Below are 18,244 nucleotides of genomic sequence, written 5' to 3'. Positions count from 1 at the left end.
TATCTCTTCTCCCAACACTAACACACCACCCCCCCCCCCCCCCCCCCGGCGCGGGGGGGGGGGGGGGGGGGGGGGCGGGCCCCCCCCCCCCCCCCCCCCCCCCCCACCACCGGTGAGGAGGCCGGATTGAGCATCGAAAACGCCGGAGGAGTGCTGCTACTCAGCCATGTCGGGTTCTCGTTCATGGAGGACCTCGTCGACACGGTCATGGCACGGGGACTGAAGGTCTACGTGCTCAGCTCGCTGCCCGAGCCACAGCACCAGAATTCCAGGCCCACAGCGCTATCGGACCTCGCCGACGACGTCCGGGTGACCACCGAGCACGTGCTGACCCCACGGGATATCGAGGACTGTCTCGACCATCTGGAGGCCGCGGGCGAGTCCGTGCTGTGCTGCCTCACCGTCTGGGAGGGCTACCGGCATCTGATGGCGCTGGCCAATGCCCGTCTGGCGGTACCGGATCTGGCCGAGAAGCAGGTCCTGGAACTCCGCGACAAGCTGACGCTGCGCAACCGTCTCGCCGATGCCGGCCTGAGCCGGTGCCGGGCGTTCGCGCTCACACCCGAGACGCTCGCCGAACGTCAACGCGGGACCGGCCGCTACTTCGTGAAGCCGGTCAGCGGTATCGCCTCGTTCGGAACCTTCCCGCTCACCTCCGATACGACCTGGTCCGATCTGCGACGCATCGCCGCCGAGGCCCGTTCCGACACGGTCTACGCCAGCGTCTTCACCACCGAACCGGATACGACCACGAGTCATGACGCCGGTTTCGAGATGGGATTTCTCGTCGAGGACTACGTGCCCGGGCAGGAGTTCAGCTTCGAGGTGATCGTCGTCGACGGCGAGCCCAATGTGATTGCCGTGCACGAGAAATGCGAGGTGACCGAGGCGGCGGGCACCGTTCTCGAGAATGCCTGCCTCAGCCCGCCCACCAGCCTGTCCCGGGACGAGATCGCCACCGGGATAGGCTGGGTGGCAAGGATATTGGACGTTCTGGGCCTCGGCTGGGGTTGTTTCCATATCGAGGCGCGGCACGCCTCGTCCGGCTGGGATCTGATCGAGGTCAACCCGCGCGTCGGGGGCAGCCTGATCTCGCCCAGCGTGGCGGCGTTGACCGGCGGTCCCAGCCTGCTCGACCTCTGGCTGGACTCCCTGCTCAGCACCCGTGGACCCGGCCCGAACCCCCGATTCAGCAAGACGCTCGCGGGCCTGTCGTTCGCGGCGGACGGCACCACACGCAGCCGCAACGCGACATTCTTCCGCGTGTTCTTCGCCGAGCCCGGCACGGTCCGCGAGGTCGGAGTGAACGACGACCTTCCGCTCGCGCCGATCGTCTCGCACATCCTGCTCGGGCCCGGCGATGTCGTGGATTCGTCCGCGCGCGAAGTGTTTCTGGGCCAGGTGCTCTGGCGCATGGACCGAGCCGACCAGGATGAGATCCTCCCGGTGCTGCTGCCCGCCTCCGAGCGCGCGATCGAGATCAGTTATGAGACGGAGCACAGATGACCAGGCCGATCCTCCTCATCGTCGACTACAACCTCAGCCGGATCGACGAAGTTCGCCACCTGCGCGACCATGCGCGCGAACGTCACGGCGCGACAGTGATCCTGATCCGCGTCGATCCCACCGAGGCCGACCATTCGATTGCCGACGAGGTGATCGACCTCGATCCGCTGCGCGACGACTTCGCCGAGATGGGCGAGAAGCTGCTCGACGACCGCCGCGAGTGGATAAGGGCGGGAATCGTGTTCTCCGACAATGCCGTTCGCAGCGGGGCCGAACTGCTCGAGCGGCTGGGTGTCCCGGTCGACTCGTCGCGACTGGCCGAGGGTGCGTTCTCCAAGTACCGCTATCGGCTCGGCGAGGCACGGGTGGCCGATCTGCTTGCGGCCCAACGGATCATGGCGCCCGCCTTCGCCGAGATCGCCTCGCTCGATCAGCTCGGTGACTTCGCGCGCGACCATCCCGAGGGCTTCGTCGTCAAGCCCGCGGCGGAGGGCAACAACCGGGGCGTCGTCGTGGTCCGGTCCGGCGACGACCTGACCGCGGTGTTCGCCGAAGTCCTGCCCTATCTCGAGGGCGGGGTCATCTGTGAGGAGCTCATCCCGTACCGGCGCGAGTACTCCTTCGACGGACTGGGCCCGCTGACATTCCTCACCGAGAAGATCAGCGCGTGCGGCCGCTATCCCGTCGAGATCGCGCAGGTGCTACCCGCCCGGGTGGACGAGCATGAGCGCACGACGCTGGAACGGGCTGGGCGACAGGCGAATTGGCTGGTCGGCCAATGCGACGGGCCGTTCCACAACGAGATCAAGCTGAGCGACGACGGATTGCACGCCGCCGTCGTGGAACCCAATCGGCGACCGGGCGGAATGAAGATCTGGTCGCTGGCCCGATGGGTGTACGGGATCGACCTGCACCACCACTGGATCGATACCGCCTTCGGCACGGCCGCCGACGCGGGGCCGCTGGTGCCGGGCTGCTCGGCGGCGACCGTGCTGCTCGGTGTCGGCAGCGACCGCTCGTTCTCCCCGGACGACATCGCGACCGGCGTGGACCCGTTCGCGGACGCCGTCGAGGCCACCGCCGAACGATTCGGCCTGGCCGACGGGGAACTGATCGCCACGCAGTTCTCCTGGTTGTCGACCGAGCCGCGTGACCTGCATGCCGTCGCCCGCGACAACGCGGACTTCGCGGCGCAGGGCTGCGTGGTCCTGCACGGCGACCGCGTCGACATCCGCCCCGTCGTCCACGCGCTGCGCGAGAACTGGTCGAACGCCCTGGATCGCGCCCTCGCTCTCCCTACTCCCGTCAGGAAAGCCCGATGAAGATCCTCATCCTGCAGCGCGTGCCCTACTTCAAGATCGAATACCATCGCGGGATCTCCCACGACCTGCACGAGGTCACCTACTTCGGAACCGATCCGGCGCTGGCCACCCTGCCGTCCGACCTGCGGTGCGAGCGAGTGAGTCGTCCGGGCGTGCGCTCGGCCTTCGACGAGGCCCGGGACTGGCTGGCGCAGCGGCCCCGCGACTTCGACAGGGTCATCTCGATGTCGGAGTACGAGCTGCTCGACGCCGCCCGGTTGCGTGAGCATCTGGGCGTCCCGGGCGCGCCGCTGGACCAGGTCGCGCTCGCCCGCGACAAGGTTCTGATGAAACAGGCGGTCGAGCGGGCCGGTCTCCGCGTGCCGCGCTTCCTGCCGCTGACCCGCTTCCTCGAGCTGGACGGCCGAGTGCCCTGGCACGGCCGGACCGTCCTCAAGCCCACTCGCGGCGCCTCCAGCGAGGATGTGCTCGTATTCGACACACCGCGCCACGCCGTCGCGGCGATCACCACGGGCCGGGCCGAGACCGGGAGCGAGCCGGAGGACCTGCAGGTCGAGGAGTTCGTCTCCGGGCCGATCAGGCATTTCGACGGCCTGGTACAGGGCGGCCGGATCCTGGTCCTCAGTGCGAGCGAATACGTGGGCACCTGCCTGAAATACGCGCAGGGCCTGCCGATGGGATCGTTCCAGATCGAGTTCTCCGAGCAGACGCGCGCCTGGGTGTCGCGCGCGCTGGCGGCCGTGCGGATCGAGGACGGCAGTTTCCATCTCGAGGCGATCGTCCACGAGGGAGAGCTGGTCTTCCTCGAGGTCGGCAACCGGGTCGGGGGAGCCGACGTGGTGGCGACCGTCGAGCTGGCCACCGGAGTTCATCTGCCGTCCTATGAGCTGCGCGTCCTGCTCGGCGAGCCCGTCGCCCGGGCGCTTCCCGAGCCGCCCGCCCAGCGGCGCCGGTACGGCTGGTTCGTCCACCCCGGCCATCATCTGGCCGGGCGGGAGTTCGAGGGCCTCGACGGTACTATGCCGTTCCGGGTCAGCCCGCGCGTGGTCGCCTGGAACGAATTGCCCTGCGGCGCACCGCTTCCCGACCACATCACCTATCAGGCCGGCGAGACGGTCCTTGCCGGGATCGTCGCGAGCAACACCTCCGAGGACACCCGGGACTGGATCGTCGACCTGTTCGACTCCCTGTCGGTACGCACGGCCGCGGAACAGGTTTCGGCATGAGGGCACCGACGGTGACCGCCCTGAATACTCTCGCGGACCGGTACGTGGATGAGCTCGCCGTGCTGGATCCGTGCCTGGCCGCGGCGATGGGAATCGCCGGGCACGAGGGGCGCCTGACCGACTTCGGCCCACAGGCGACGCAGGCGCGAGCCGAGCTGGCGCGTCGCACGCTGCGGGCGGTCGGCGAGACACCGGTCGCGGGCGATGCGGAGCGAGTCGCGGCGGCCATGCTGCGTGAGCGGCTCGCCACCGAGGTGGCGCTGGCCGACGCCGACGCGTACGGCACCCTGCTGGACACCATCGATGGTCCGGTCCAGCGGGTGCGGCAGGCCGTTGGGCTGCTGGATCGGGGCGGCGACACCGTATGGGACGCGATGCTGGCGCGGCTGCGAGCCGTACCGGCAACGTTGGCGGGGCTGCGGGAGAGCTTGGAGGCCGCGCGGCGCGACGGCCGGATCGCGCCGTCCCGCCAGGTGATTCGCAACGCTCGGGACTGCCGGGATATGCGGCAGTACCTGGCGGGACTGCCTGCGGGACATGGCGACGGCATCCTGCGAGGCGCCCTGGACGAGGCCGCGAAAGCCGCGAACGAGGCGCTGACGAGATTCGCGTTGTATCTCGCGAAGGATCTCGGGGCGGATGCGTCGGAGCTGGACGCGGTGGGTGCCGATCGCTATCAGCTGGGTGTGCGGGAGTTCCTCGGCACCCGACTGGATCTGGAGCAGACCTACGCGTGGGGCTGGGACGAACTGGCCCGGGTGCGGCGCGAAATGATCGCGGAGGCAGCGCGAATCGCGCCCGGCGAGCCGCTGCCGGCGGTGCTGGCGGCACTCGACAGCAACCCGCGATACCAGGTGACGGGCGCGGCGGCATTCCGTGACTGGATCCAGGAGCTCGCCGACGGCGCGATCGCCGACCTCGACGGGACGCACTTCTCGATTCCGGAACCGCTGCGTCGGATCGACTGCCGGATCACCCGATCTGACGGTCCCGCTTACTATCTGGCGCCCAGCGAGGACCTGTCGCGTCCCGGGACGGTCTGGTGGACATCATCGACAGACCCCGATGCGCCGATTCCGACGTGGACGGTACCGAGCACGATGTTCCACGAGGGTGTCCCGGGCCATCACCTGCAGCTGGGCGTGACGACCCTCAACACCGCGACGCTCAACCGGTTCCAGCGGCTGGCCTGCGAGCTGCACCTGGGGCACTGCGAAGGGTGGGGCCTGTACGCCGAGCGGCTGATGGACGAGCTGGGGTACTTCGCCGATCCGGCGTACCGACTGGGGATGCTCGCCGGCGGGCAGCAGCTGCGTGCCGCACGGGTCGTGCTGGATATCGGGCTCCATCTGCGGCTCCCGATCCCGGCGGGTACCGGGTTCCACGAGGGGGAGCGGTGGACGCCGCGGCTGGGCCGCGAATTCCTCACCGAGCACTGCGGATTGGGCCCGCCGGCGTTCATCGACTTCGAGATCGACCGGTATCTGGGTCGCCCCGGGCAGGCCATCGCCTACAAACTGGGGGAGAAGGTGTGGCTGGACGCACGGGACGCGGCCCGCCGCCGCGACGGCGCCGCGTTCGACCTCGCGCGGTTTCACCGCCACGCCCTGGATCTGGGACCGATGGGCCTAGACCTGCTGTATGCCGAACTGACCCACCGGGATTGACCCCTATCGGACCTTCCGCACGTGGGTGGTGCCGGTGTCGAGGAGGGTGCCGTCGGCGCCGGTCGGCGCGATCTCCGGCACGGGAGTGCCGTGCTGGTCGACCAGGATGGAGTGGGTCTCGCCGGGGGCGAACGCGTGGCGTTCGCCCCATTGGCGCAGGGTGAGGATGACGGGGAACAGCTCGCGACCGGCGTCGGTGAGCACGTACTCCCGGCGGCGGCCCGACGGCGCGGTGCGCTGAGCGAAGAGCCCGTGCGCGGTGAGCTTGCCGAGGCGGTCGGTGAGGATGTTGCGGGCGATGCCGGTGCTGCGCTGGAACTCGGTGAACGAGCGAACCCCGTCCATCGCGTCGCGGATGACGAGCAGGCTCCACCTGTCGCCGACGAGGTCGAGCGTGCGGGCGACGGGACAGTCGGGGTCGGTCCAGTCCGGTTTCGGAGCGCCAACCATGCTGCGCGACATGACACCTCCCGATCGGTTGCGGATTGAAACCATTATGCCGTACCGTCAAAACGGTTGCAATCTGCTACTGATTGGGGACTGGAATGAACATGTGGCGACGGTTGCTGCTGGCGATGGTGTGCGGTGTCGCCGTGGCGAGTATCTATGCCGCGCAACCGGTTCTGGCGCCGATGGGACGCGAACTCGGGCTGTCGGCCGGACTCACCGGATGGTTCGTCTCGATCGCTCAGTTCGGCTATCTGATCGGACTGGTGCTGCTGGTGCCGCTCGGCGATGTGGTGGCCGACCGGCGCCGGCTCATCGCCGTGCATCTGGCGCTCACCGCGGTGGGGCTGATCCTGACGGCCTCGGCGTCGACGGGATGGATGGCGTTCGCGGGGCTCGCGGCGGCCGGATTGTTCGCGGTCGTGGTGCAGACCACGGTGGCCTACGCCGCATCGGTCTCGCCGCCCGCCGAACGCGGCCGCACTATCGGCGTCGTGACCTCGGGTGTTGTCACCGGCATTCTGGGCGCGCGGGTCGTCACCGGCGTGCTCGCAGACCTGTGGGGTTGGCGCAGCATCTATGTCGTGCTCGCGGTGCTGCTCCTCGTGTTCGCGGTCCTCGTGCCCACTGTGCTGCCGGTGGAGGAGCGCCCGCAGCGGCTCGGGGGATATCGGCAGGCTCTGGTCTCGCTCGGCGGACTGTTCACTCAGCGCACCTTCCTGACGCGCGGGCTGATCGCGTTCTTCTTGTTCGCGTCGTTCGGAACCCTGTGGAGTGGACTGTCTTTGCCGTTGTCGGGCGCGCCGTGGCATCTGAGTGAGACCGAGATCGGCCTGTTCGGCCTCGCGGGCCTGGCCGGTGCACTCGGTGCGGCACGTGCGGGTCGGTGGGCCGATGCGGGACGGGCGCGCCTGGTCTCCGGTCTCGCGCTGGTCCTGCTGATCTGCTCGTGGGTGGCGACCGGGCAGTTGTCGTGGTCGTTGTGGATCCTCGCGATCGGAATCGTGGCGCTGGACTTCTCGGTCCAGGCAGTGCACGTGAGCAATCAGCATGTGCTCACCACCACCTATCCGGAACGCCTCAGCAGCGTCATCGGCAGCTACATGGTCTTCTACTCCCTGGGCTCCGCCCTCGGCGCGGCCACGACCACCGCCCTGTTCACCACCCACGGCTGGGCAAGCTCGAGCCTGCTCGGAGCCGGATTCGCGGCGTGCGCGCTGATCGTCTGGGCGACCGATCGGCGACGCCCGCACGGCAGCGCGAATCTCGTTACCGCGCAGGCAGATACACGCCAGACCCAGGCGGCGATGGACTGATCGAACCGAACTTCCGATGGGACCCCTCGCCCGTCGGATCGGCCCCGGCACGACCGCCCCCGTCGTGCCGGGGCCTGCTTTCGAGGTTGCCCCTGCTCGACCGCATCGCGCGCCGGATCGGCCGCCGGGAATCCCGCGCGGGCGGATACTGGACGGGTGGATGGGACACAGGATCCGGCGGTCTGGGTGGATCCGTTCTACGGGACCAAACCCGGGGACGCCGATTTGGGTACCGGCGGGGGAGCGGGCAATACGTTCCCCGGCGCGGATGTGCCCTTCGGGATGGTGCAGTGGAGTCCGGATACGGTCACCGCGCAGCACGGCGGGTACTACTACGACGACAATCGGATCAAGGGCTTCAGCCTGACGCATCTGTCCGGGGCGGGCTGCGATACCTACCAGGACATTCCGTTCCAGCCGGTGGCCGGGCCGATCACCGATTCACCGGCGACCGCGCCCGCGAAGTACATCGCCACCTTCTCCCACGCGAACGAGCACGCCAGTCCCGGACGCTACGACGTGCGCCTGGACTCCGGTGTGCTGGTCGAACTGACGGCCACCCAGCGCAGCGGCTGCGGGCGATTCAGCTATCCGGCCGGACATCCGGCGATGCTGTTGATCGACGTCTCCGGTTCGATCATGGGTGTCGACGACGCACACGTCAGCATCGGGGCCGATTTCGTCGAGGGCTCGGCCGCCAGTGGTCGATTCTGCGGGACCAACAGCCATTACATCGTCTACTTCCACGCTCGGTTCGATCGGGAGTTCGCCAGCCGGGGCACCTGGAGCGGCGGCAAGGTCACCGCCGGGAGCACCGCCGCGTCGGGACGGGGCTGCGGCGCCTATGTCGGCTTCGACGCGCCGGTGGTGACGGTGCGGGTGGGGCTGTCGTTCGTCTCGATCGAGGGCGCCCGGGCCAATCTCGATGCCGAAAGCGGCACAAGGGATTTCGATGCGATCGCCACCGCCGCGCGGGCGGGGTGGAACGACCTGCTGAATCGGATCCGGGTCACCGGCGGCACCGACGATCAGCTGCGGATCTTCTATACCGCGCTGTATCACGCACTGCTGCAACCCAATGTCTTCTCCGACGTCGACGGCCGCTACATCGGATTCGACAAGCAGGTGCACAGCACCGACCTCGACCATCCGATCTACACCAACTTCTCCGGCTGGGACATCTACCGCAGCGAGGTCCAGCTGCTGGCGCTGCTGGCCCCGCACGAGGCCGCCGATATCGCCCACAGCATGGTCGTTTTCGCGAGCCAGGGCGGGGCATGGGATCGCTGGACGGTCGCCAACGACTACACCGGCGTGATGAACGGCGATCCCTATCACATCATCGTGTCCTCGATATATGCCTTCGGCGCAACGGGTTTCGATGCCGACGAGGCGCTGGCGCTGATGGTCGAGGGCGCCACGATGCCCGGGCGCAACCGGCAGGGTTATGAGGAGCGGCCCGGTCTGTCGGACTATCTGCGGCTGGGCTATGTGCCGCAACAGGTTTCCGACACCCTGGAATACACCAGCGCCGATTTCGCCGTCGCGCAGTTCGCCGACCGGCTCGGCGTCGGCACCGTGCGTGACGCCTTCCTCCGGCGGGCGCAGAACTGGCGCAACCTGTTGAATCCGGCCACCGGCTATCTGCAGCCCCGCGCCGCGGACGGCTCCTTCGCCGCCCACTTCGATCCGGCCGATCCCACCGGCTACGTGGAAGGCAATGGGGCGCAATACACCTGGATGGTGCCCAATGACCTGCGCGGGCTGGTCGATGCGCTCGGCGGCGATGCGGCGGTGACCGCGCGGCTGGACACCTTCTTCACCAAGCTGAATGTGGGCCCCCACGAGCCGTACGCCTTCCTGGGCAACGAGCCCACCCTGCAGACGCCGTGGATCTACCTCTACGCCGGCGCCCCCTACCGGACCCAGGCCCTCGTCGACCGGGTGCGGCGGGAGATCTGGCGTGCCGGGCCGGACAATCTGGTCGGCAACGACGATCTCGGCGAGATGTCGTCCTGGTACGTGTGGGCCGCGCTGGGCATGTATCCGATGATTCCGGGACGGGCCGAATTGGTCTTGAACAGCCCGATATTCACCAGCGCCGTCGTGACCCGGCCGAACGGTGTGACCATCACGATCAACGCGCCTGCCGCCGCACCGGGACACCCCTATGTCACCGCGTTGGCGGTGAACGGGCAGCCGTGGACCAAACCCTGGTTGCCGGAATCATTCGTAACCACCGGCGGCACCATCGATTACACGCTCTCCGGCACCCCGGATCCGAACTGGGGCGCGGATCCTCGCGACATTCCCCCGTCCTTCCCGGCGTCCTGAAGCCTCAGGCGGGCGATAGTCCCGAGAAGTCGCGCAGCACAACATGATTGCGGTCCGCGCAGGTGCCGAGCGCATGGTCGGGGTGCAGGCCGAAGTACTGGCGGCGGGTGCGGGTGCTCCAGCGCCGCGCGGCCTCGGTGCGGGTCTTGTAGAAGTTGACCATGTAGCCGCCCTCGTATACGCGCAGCAGCATGTAGCCGCCCGGATACTCCTTGGCCGCGGCCACCTCCAGGAACTCCACGTCGATTCCGGAGTCGGGGCGGCCCAGGCGATTGCGGTGGGTGTGGCCGCTGTGATGCAGGAACACCCCCGGCGCGGTGCGGTAGGCGGTATGCAACTGCGCGGCCGTGGCGCGGTCCAGGATGAAGCCCGGCCCGCCCGGATTGCTCACGGCCGCAGACGAAGTCACCGGATGATGGCCGAACACCAGCGTCGGCCGCTGCGGATCGGCGGCGAGCCGGTCGCGCAGATGCGCCAGCTGCGGCGCGACGATCGTGCCGCCGGAACCGCGCAGGCGCGTGGTGTCCAATCCGATCAGGCGCAGCCCGCCGACCTCGTGTTCGGTCAGCCGCTGGCGCGGATGGAATACCGCGCCCCAGTGATCGTCGGGCTGCGGGGCGTCGTGATTGCCGCGGCAGACGAAGTAGTCGCGGCCGAGCTCACCCCATGCGTCGAGCCGCCGCCGCACGGCCAGGGACTGGTCGAGCGTGCCGGTGTCGGTGAGATCGCCCGCGACGATCAGCTGATCCGCGCCGCGATCGGGCAGGCGCAGATCCGACAGCAGCGCGTCGAGCATGAGATCGGGATGTTCGGCGCCGTCGTGGCGCAGCCCGGTCGGCAGCACCGGCGTCAGCAGCCCGCTGGTCTGCTCGCCGACATGCAGATCGTTGGCCAGCGCGAGGGTGCGCAGCAGTCGGCCCGGCGGCGGGGTCAGTGTGGTGAATATGCCCGTGGTCTCGGGGCTTCCGGCCCGCCGCGTCACCAGCGTCCGGGCCGAGACCGCGCGCCGACCGTTCGAATACGCCTCGAACCGGTACGCACGCCCGGGCTCGAGGCCGTCGACCTGCGCATAGTGGTAGGCCGTGGGCCGGGTGTCGAGGAACAGCGGTCGCGCGGGGCCGATCCCATCGGCGGGCGCGATACGCACCTCGGTATCGGCCGGGGTCGGCCGCAGCCGTCCCGCGCGATCGCGCGCCCGGGTCGTCCAGGTCAGGATCACCGACCGATCGGTGACGGTGACCACCTCGAGATCCGAGGCGATGACCGGATCCCGTTGCGGTCCCACATATTCCAGACGATGTGCCGCCTGCGGACGCAACGGTCCGGCGCCCACGGCCACCGCCGCGGTCGCCGTCGCCACATTCGCCAGCCACACCGTCCGTAGCCGCGCGTTCAGCATGGAAACCTCCGCCCAGGTTCACCCTTCACTGTGAAGGTACGGTCACCGGTTGAACGCCCAGGTCCCTCCGCGTGACAGCTCGTACTTCCAGGCTGAACTGTTGGATACTCGCAGGTGAGCGGGGTGCGAACTCGACACGGTCGGCGCGGGGGTTAACGGGTGCGCCACGGCGGTGTATAGAGGACTCGACGGAAGTTCCGAGCGGAGAGGGGTGTGGACTGTGAGAATCGCCCTGGTAATGGCCGCGGCGGCCCTGGCAGTGGGCACTGTCGCGGGTTGTGGTGGTGGGGGCGGTGCGCACGGAACGGGCGCGGCCACACCGACGACGGGTGCGATCGAGACGTCCGCGGCGGTTTCCGCCGCGCCGCAGGCGTCGACGACACCGCAATCGAGTGGTCAGAAGCAGGTGACCGTCGACCCGGCGGCATATCTGATGGATGGTCCCTCCGGCAGCGGCTATTACTTCGCCACGCCGAGCGGCTCATTCGGGTGCGTGATCTTCCCCCGGCCGATGGGGCCCGCGAACGAGGGTGGCGATGTGGCGGGTTGTCAGGGGCGGCAGGCGGCCATCCCGTCCGGCGGTAAGGACTGCGGCACCAACCCTGATTACCTGCAGGTCGCCGATTCCGTCGGTCCGGGCGGGGCACGGCAGGCGTGTGTGAATCAGCCCATCTTCACCCTCGGCGCCGCCGGTGCGAAGACGCTGGCCTACGGTTCGCGTCTCAGCGTCAACGGCTACACCTGCCTGTCCGAGCAGACGGGTGTGACCTGTACCAACGATGCCACCAAGCACGGTTTCACGATCGCGCGAGAGCTCAATCGGATCTTCTGATCACCGGCGCCGGCCGTGGATCACGGCCAGCGCATGTTTGTGGGCCAGCGGGTTGAGGATGTCGTTCAGCTGGTCGAACAGCATGCCCGCGGCCTCGCCGTTCCACGCCGGTGGCAGCAGCGCGAGCGGCAGGCCGGGGTCTCGATAGGGCAGTCGGCGCCATTCGGTGAGCATCGGGACGTAGGCGGCGAATGCGTCCAGGGGCGTGGGGCGGGCGGCGGTCATGCGGTGCAGGACCGGGCGATAGCGATGCAGGAAGTCGGCGTAGAGCTGGGTCAGTTCGGTCAGATCCCACCACTGCGGGACCTTGGTGCGCAGATCGTCGAATCCATAGTGCTGTCCGACGAACATGTCGACATAGCCGGACAGCTCGTGGCGTTCGAGGGTGCGGCGGGTCTCGGTGGCCAGATTGCCGGGCGCGACCCAGACACCCGGTGCGGCGGTGCCGAAGCCGAGCCGGGTCAGACTCGAGCGCAGTGCGTGGCGCTTGTCGCGCTCCGATTCGGGCACGGAGAATACGACCATGACCCAGCCGTCGGCCTCGGATGCCCTGGCGCGCTCGAAGATTCGCACATCGCCCTCGGCGAGCACCGCCAGCGTGGACTCGGCCAGGCGATAGCCGACCGCGCGGCCCTCGCGCGCGCTCACCAGCACCCCGCGACGCTTCAAGCGCGAGATCGAGGAGCGGACGGCCTGATGGTCGACACCCAGATCGGCCATCAGCGCCACCACCGACGCGGTGGACAGCCAATTGCCCTCGGCCCGCGCGCACAGGCCGAAGATAGTGATGATCAGCTGAGCCAGCCGGGTGTCGCGGCCGCCGCCGAGTGTCGCCTTCGGATCCGCCGTCATAGGAGCACCATACGTGGGGGCGTTCATCCGGCCCGAATCATGCCTTCCTGCAGGACGGTTCCCACATGGCGGCCGTCGCGGGTGAAGAAGCGGCCCGATCCGAGCCCGCGTCCGGATTCGACGGCCACGGCCTCCTGGACATACAGCAGCCAGTCCTCGACCGGGGCCGGGCGATGGAACCACATGACATGGTCGAGGCTCGCGGTCACCAGATCCGGTCGCGCCCAAGGCAAGTCGAGTACCCGCAGCAGCGGTTCGAGAATGGTGTAGTCGCAGACATAGGCGAGGGCGGCCTGATCGCGCTGGGCGTCGCTGAGCCCGTCGACGGGCCGCAGCGCGTCGAACGGCTTGACCCACACCGCCTGCTGCGGCACTCGCGCACCCTCGACCGTCAGATAGACCGGCCCGGGGACATGCCGCATATCGAAACTGCGCCCGGCCGACCAGTAGCGCTTGGATTCCGGGGTCATCGTGCCGCCGCCGCGCTCGGCGAGATAGGCCGCCGACGACGGCAGTGTCTCGGGATCCGGTGCGGCGGTGTCGAGTTCGGTGCGGTAGCTGCCGCCCGGTTCGCCTGCGGCGAAGTTGGCCAGGCATACATAGATCGGCTTGCCGTTCTGATAGCCGCGCACCTGCCGGGTGCTGTAGCCGCGGCCGTCGCGTAGCAGCTCCACCTCGTAGCGCACGGTCGCGCCGATATCGGCCGGGCGCAGGAAGTAGCTGTGCATCGAATGCATGGTCTTGCCGTCGGTCACCGAGCGCATCGCCGCGGCCGCGGCCTGCGCGACCAGATCCCCGCCATAGGCCTTCGGCCATGGGCACGGCTGGGTGACGGCGTCGAAGGCCAGATCGAAATGCTCGGGTTCGGCGGCGGTCAGTGTGACGGCCGCGGCGAAGACGGCCGAGGTCGCCAGCGTATCGGTCGTGGTCATGACTTCCCTTCGGTAGGAATCCATCTCTGCGGGGTGCTCACCCGATCGCCGGAACGCACCAGCTCCAGCCGCGGCGGCGGGCCGTCGGTCCGGCCGGTGGGCGGCTTGCGGTTTCCGGCGCGATAGGGCGCGGGCCACCACGCCCCCTCGCCCTGATAGCCCTGTTCGACCGCGGCGTGCAGGGTCCACTGCGGATCCCACAGATGAGCGCGGCCCAGCGCCACCAGATCCGCGCGCCCGGCCAGCAGCACCGAATTGACGTCGTCGTAGGAGGAGATCGCGCCCACCGCGACGATCGCGACCCCGTACGGCACGCCCACCTCCTGCCGGATCCGGTCCGCGAACGGCGTCTGATAGCTGCGCCCGAACGCGGGCCGCTCCTGCTTGACGACCTGTCCGGACGACACATGCAGCACATCGGCGCCGTGTTCGGCGAAGGCCCGCGCGATCGCGACCCCGTCGTCGATCGTATTGCCGCCCTCCGCCCAGTCGGTCGCCGAGATGCGCACCGACAGCGGACGATCCGCGGGCCATACCGCGCGGACGGCGTCGAAGATCCGCAGCGGATAGCGCAGCCGGTTCGCCGGCGATCCGCCGTATTCGTCGGTGCGCCGGTTCGCCAGCGGCGACAGGTACGAGGAGAGCAGATAACCGTGCGCGCAATGCAATTCGAGCAGATCGAATCCGGCGCGCGCGGCCGCCTCGGCGGATGCGACGAACTGCCCGGCGATCTCGTCCATCTCGGCCGGGGTGAGCTCGCGCGGGGCCGGGTTGCCGGGGCCATAGGGCAGCGGGGACGGCCCGACGGTCTCCCAGCCGCCGGATTCGAGCGGATCGTCGATACCCTCCCACATCACCTTGGTCGCACCCTTGCGCCCGGAATGGCCCAGCTGCACACCGATTTTCGCGCGGCTTCCGTCGTGCACGAAGTCCACCACCCGCGCCCAGGCCCGCTCCTGTTCGGCGGTGTAGAGCCCGGCGCAGCCGGGAGTGATGCGGCCCTCGGGGGAGACGCAGACCATCTCGGTCATGACCAGGCCCGCGCCGCCGAGCGCCTTACCGCCCAGATGGACCAGATGGAAATCGGTGGGCACGCCGTCGACCGCGCAGTACATATCCATCGGCGAGACCAGCACCCGGTTGGGCAGCTCGATGCCCTTGAGCCGCAACGGATAAAACATCGGCGGCCGGGCCGCATCCGCCTGCTGCCGCGTCAGATACCAGCCGTCGATGGCGTCGAGGAAGGCGTCGTCGCGCAGCCGCAGATTGTCGTAGGTGATCCGGCGGCTGCGGGTGAGCAGGTTGAACGCGAACTGGTCCGGATCCTGATCGGTGTAGCGCCCGATCGACTCGAACCACTCCAGGCTCGCCTGCGCGGCCCGCTGCACCGATTCGACCACCGGCCGCCGCTCGGCCTCGTAGGCGGCCAAACCGGCTGTGACGCCGTCGTTTTCGTGCAGGCAGGCGGCGAGGGCGAGGGCATCCTCCATCGCCAGCTTGGTACCCGAGCCGATCGAGAAGTGCGCGGTATGCGCGGCGTCTCCGATCAGCACGGTATTGCCGTGTCGCCAGGTGCGGTTGCGCACGGTGGTGAAGTCGATCCAGCGGGAGTTGTTGCCCAGCAACGCATGTCCGGCCAGTTCGTCGGCGAACAGCTCGGCCAGCAGCGCCAGGGATTTCTCGTCGTTCTCGCCCGGCGCGAAGTCGCGGTCGGCGAATGCCGGGAAACCCGCCGCCTGCCAGACGGATTCGTGCATTTCTACAATGAATGTGCTGCGGTCGATGCTGTATGGGTACGCGTGCACTTGCATGACCCCGTGCGGGGTGTGCTTGATGAAGAACTCGAACGCCTCGAACACCCGGTCGGTGCCCAGCCATATGTACCGATTGTGCCGCCGGTCCAGATCCGGCCCGAACACCTCGGCGAATCGGGTGCGCACGGCGGAGTTGAGACCATCGGCGGCCAGTACGAGATCGTATGCGGCGGCCAGCTCCTCGACATCCGGTGCGGGCGTGCGGAATCGGAGGTCCACGCCCAGTTCGAGGCAGCGCCGCTGCAGGATATGGAGCAGTTCCTTGCGGCTCATCGCCGCGAAACCCTGTCCGCCGCAGGTGCGAACCAGCCCGGAAAAGTGGATATCGATATCGCTCCAGCGCGCGAACCGCTCGCTCATCCGGCGATGCACCACCTCGTCGGCGTGTTCGATGCCGCCGAGGGTCTCATCGGAGAAGACGACGCCGAAGCCGAAGGTGTCGTCGGGGGCATTGCGCTCCCACACGGTGATCTCGTGGGCCGGATCGAGCTGTTTCATCAGGGCGGAGAAGTACAGGCCCGCGGGCCCGCCGCCGATCACGGCGATACGCATTGCGTCCTCACCCCTTTCGGGTCGAAGTGGTCCAGCGTTCGCGCAGCTTGTACCGCTGCAGCTTGCCGCTCGGATTGCGGGGCAGGGCATCGAGGAATTCGATGGCGCGCGGGTACTTGTACGGCGCGGCAGTGCCTTTCACGAAGTCCTGTAACCGGCGGATCTGCTCGGAGTCGTGGGGGACGCCCGGTCGCAGCACGACCGCGGCGTGCACGATCATGCCGCGCTCGGCGTCGGGTACCCCGATCACCGCGCACTCCACCACATCCGGATGCTGTTCGAGGACGGATTCGACCTCGGGGGCGGCGATGTTGTAGCCGGCGGAGACGATCATGTCGTCGCTGCGGGCCTGATACCAGAAGTAGCCGTCGGCATCGCGGAAGTAGGTGTCGCCGGTCAGATTCCAGCCGTTGCGGACGTAGTCGCGCTGGCGGGGATCGGCGAGGTAGCGACATCCGGTGGGGCCCTTCACCGCCAGGAATCCCGGTATGCCGTCGGGCAGCGGATTACCCGCCTCGTCCTGGATTTCGGCGTGATAGCCGGGCACCGCGCGGCCGGTGGAGCCGGGGCGGATGTCCTCATCGGCGGCGGAGATGAAGATGTGCAGCATCTCGGTGCCGCCGATGCCGTTGATGATCCGCAGGCCGGTCTGTTCCAGGAATCCGTCGAAGACCGCCGCGGGCAGATGTTCTCCGGCCGAGACACAGCGCCGCAGCGAGCGCAGCCGGGTCGGCTCCGCGCGCCGCAGCAGCGCGCGGTAGGCGGTCGGTGCGGTGAAAAGCACTGTGGCGGAGAATCTCTCGATGGCGTCGAGCAGGGTGCCGGGATCGGGTCGCTCCAGCAGGACCGCCGAGGCGCCCACCCGCAGCGGGAAGATCACCAGGCCGCCGAGCCCGAAGGTGAATGCCAGCGGCGGGGTGCCGGTGAACACGTCCTCCGCGCGCGGTGCCAGCACATGGGCGGAGAAGGTATCGGCGTTGGCCAGCACGTCGCGGTGAAAGTGCATGGTGGCCTTGGGAACTCCGGTCGTGCCGGAGGTCGGGGCCAGCAGTACGACATCGTCGGCCGCGGTCGCCACATCGGCGAAATCCGTCGGATGGGCCGCGGCGCGGCGGATGAGATCCGTCTCGGTCGGCCCGCCGATCGGCACGATCGGCAGCGCGCCGTCGGCCGCGGCGAGTTCGGTGGTCAATCGGTGATCGCACAGCGCCAGCAGCGGTGTGGTCAGCTCGATCAGCTTCGCCAGCTCGCCCGCGCGCAGCAGTGCCATGGTCGTGACCACCACGCCCCCGGCCTTGACCACCCCGAACCAGCAGGCCACCAGCCACAGCGTATTGGGGGCGCGCAGCAGTACGCGGTTGCCGGGGATCAGGCCGAAATCGGCGGTCAGCACGTGCGCGATCTGGTTCGCGTGGTCGAGAAGCTCACCGTAGGACCAGGATTCGTCCGGGGTGTGCAGGCAGGGGCGGTCGCGGCCGTGGGTGGCGACCGCGGCGTCCAGCAGTGCGGTCGCGCAGTTGAGACGGTCCGGATACCGCAGCGCGGGCAGCTCGAAAACGAAGTCGGGCCACTGTGTTTCGGGCGGCAGATGATCCCGGCAGAACGTGTCGAGATGTGCGGAGGGTGTGAGCATCGCCGGATTCCTAGTCGAGCGCGGCCACGGCCTGGATTTCGATCAGGGCCTCGGGCTGCCACAGTGCGGTGACACCGATGCCCGCCATGGCCGGGTAGTCGGTCCCGGCCAGCTCGCGCCAGATGCGGCCGATCTCCTTGCCATTGGCCTGGTAATCGGGGATGTCGAGCAGATAGATCGTGACGCTGAGCAGATGTTCGGGGCGGCCGCCGGCGGCCGTGAGCGCGGTCAGCACATTCGACAGCGCCTGGCGGAACTGCGCGACGATCCCGCCCTCGACGATCGTGCCGTCGGGGGTCAGCGCCGTCTGCCCGGCCAGGTGGACCATGTCGCGCCAGCGGGTCGCATGGGCGAAGCCCGAGGGCTTCGCCAGCGTCGGGGGATTGATTCGGGTGACGGACATGGGACCTCT

Annotated in this window: 14 protein-coding genes; 7 read left to right on the top strand and 7 right to left on the bottom strand. The window is 68.7% G+C overall.

Translation table 11 applies throughout. From position 1 onward, the window contains the following. Positions 1-126 precede the first annotated feature (126 nt). Genes ACIA76_RS33165 through ACIA76_RS33150 form a run of 4 tightly spaced genes read left to right on the top strand, consistent with a single transcriptional unit; the run spans position 127 to position 5,721 of the window. Positions 127-1,506 carry an acetyl-CoA carboxylase biotin carboxylase subunit family protein gene (locus ACIA76_RS33165; RefSeq protein ID WP_397157550.1) on the top strand — a complete coding sequence of 460 codons (1,380 nt, stop codon included), beginning with the start codon at positions 127-129 and terminating at the stop codon, positions 1,504-1,506. Then, positions 1,503-2,828, top strand: coding sequence for an acetyl-CoA carboxylase biotin carboxylase subunit family protein (locus ACIA76_RS33160; protein ID WP_397157549.1), 1,326 nt, complete (start codon positions 1,503-1,505; stop codon positions 2,826-2,828). Before ACIA76_RS33165 ends, ACIA76_RS33160 begins: the two co-directional genes overlap by 4 nt. Further along, positions 2,825-4,054, top strand: a complete 1,230-nt coding sequence (locus ACIA76_RS33155; RefSeq protein WP_397157547.1) for an acetyl-CoA carboxylase biotin carboxylase subunit family protein — start codon at positions 2,825-2,827, stop codon at positions 4,052-4,054. The genes ACIA76_RS33160 and ACIA76_RS33155 overlap by 4 nt, the downstream gene beginning before the upstream one ends. Continuing rightward, on the top strand, positions 4,051-5,721 hold the full coding sequence (locus ACIA76_RS33150) for a DUF885 domain-containing protein (RefSeq protein ID WP_397157545.1): 1,671 nt from the start codon (positions 4,051-4,053) through the stop codon (positions 5,719-5,721). Before ACIA76_RS33155 ends, ACIA76_RS33150 begins: the two co-directional genes overlap by 4 nt. Positions 5,722-5,724: 3 nt before the next feature. Here the strand turns inward: ACIA76_RS33150 and ACIA76_RS33145 are convergent, their stop codons facing one another. Further along, complete coding sequence (locus tag ACIA76_RS33145; RefSeq protein WP_397157543.1) at positions 5,725-6,183, bottom strand: winged helix-turn-helix transcriptional regulator; 459 nt, start codon at positions 6,181-6,183, stop codon at positions 5,725-5,727. 83 nt (positions 6,184-6,266) lie between these two features. Between ACIA76_RS33145 and ACIA76_RS33140 the strand changes: the two genes are divergently transcribed. Then, the gene (locus ACIA76_RS33140; protein ID WP_397157541.1) at positions 6,267-7,484 is read left to right on the top strand and encodes an MFS transporter; all 1,218 of its coding nucleotides are present in this window, start codon (positions 6,267-6,269) and stop codon (positions 7,482-7,484) included. 156 nt (positions 7,485-7,640) lie between these two features. Further along, entirely contained in the window at positions 7,641-9,818 is a 2,178-nt protein-coding gene (locus ACIA76_RS33135; RefSeq protein WP_397157539.1) for a GH92 family glycosyl hydrolase, read from the top strand. A gap of 4 nt (positions 9,819-9,822) precedes the next feature. Here ACIA76_RS33135 and ACIA76_RS33130 read toward each other — a convergent pair whose 3' ends face one another. Then, positions 9,823-11,217 carry a metallophosphoesterase gene (locus ACIA76_RS33130; protein WP_397157537.1) on the bottom strand — a complete coding sequence of 465 codons (1,395 nt, stop codon included), beginning with the start codon at positions 11,215-11,217 and terminating at the stop codon, positions 9,823-9,825. A 220-nt stretch (positions 11,218-11,437) separates the two neighbouring features. Between ACIA76_RS33130 and ACIA76_RS33125 the strand changes: the two genes are divergently transcribed. After that, the gene (locus ACIA76_RS33125) at positions 11,438-12,049 is read left to right on the top strand and encodes a hypothetical protein (protein ID WP_397157535.1); all 612 of its coding nucleotides are present in this window, start codon (positions 11,438-11,440) and stop codon (positions 12,047-12,049) included. Here the strand turns inward: ACIA76_RS33125 and ACIA76_RS33120 are convergent, their stop codons facing one another. From ACIA76_RS33120 to ACIA76_RS33100, 5 genes are read right to left on the bottom strand one after another with little or no spacing between them, the layout of a single operon-like run. Continuing rightward, complete coding sequence (locus ACIA76_RS33120; protein ID WP_397157533.1) at positions 12,050-12,901, bottom strand: PaaX family transcriptional regulator C-terminal domain-containing protein; 852 nt, start codon at positions 12,899-12,901, stop codon at positions 12,050-12,052. It abuts the gene before it with no gap. Positions 12,902-12,924: 23 nt separating this feature from the next. Continuing rightward, positions 12,925-13,833, bottom strand: a complete 909-nt coding sequence (locus ACIA76_RS33115) for an acyl-CoA thioesterase (RefSeq protein ID WP_397157531.1) — start codon at positions 13,831-13,833, stop codon at positions 12,925-12,927. Then, the gene (locus tag ACIA76_RS33110) at positions 13,830-16,199 is read right to left on the bottom strand and encodes a bifunctional salicylyl-CoA 5-hydroxylase/oxidoreductase (RefSeq protein ID WP_397157529.1); all 2,370 of its coding nucleotides are present in this window, start codon (positions 16,197-16,199) and stop codon (positions 13,830-13,832) included. Before ACIA76_RS33110 ends, ACIA76_RS33115 begins: the two co-directional genes overlap by 4 nt. 7 nt (positions 16,200-16,206) lie before the next feature. Continuing rightward, entirely contained in the window at positions 16,207-17,832 is a 1,626-nt protein-coding gene (locus ACIA76_RS33105; protein ID WP_397157527.1) for an AMP-binding protein, read from the bottom strand. A gap of 10 nt (positions 17,833-17,842) precedes the next feature. Further along, positions 17,843-18,235 (bottom strand): RidA family protein, encoded by a 393-nt coding sequence (locus ACIA76_RS33100; protein ID WP_397157525.1) that lies wholly within the window; start codon positions 18,233-18,235, stop codon positions 17,843-17,845. Between the last annotated feature and the right edge of the window lie 9 nt (positions 18,236-18,244).

The sequence above is a fragment of the Nocardia sp. NPDC051570 genome (assembly GCF_044454005.1).
Classification (GTDB): domain Bacteria; phylum Actinomycetota; class Actinomycetes; order Mycobacteriales; family Mycobacteriaceae; genus Nocardia.
Note: the sequence above shows the minus strand (reverse complement) of the source record. Positions and strands in the feature narration are given on the sequence as shown.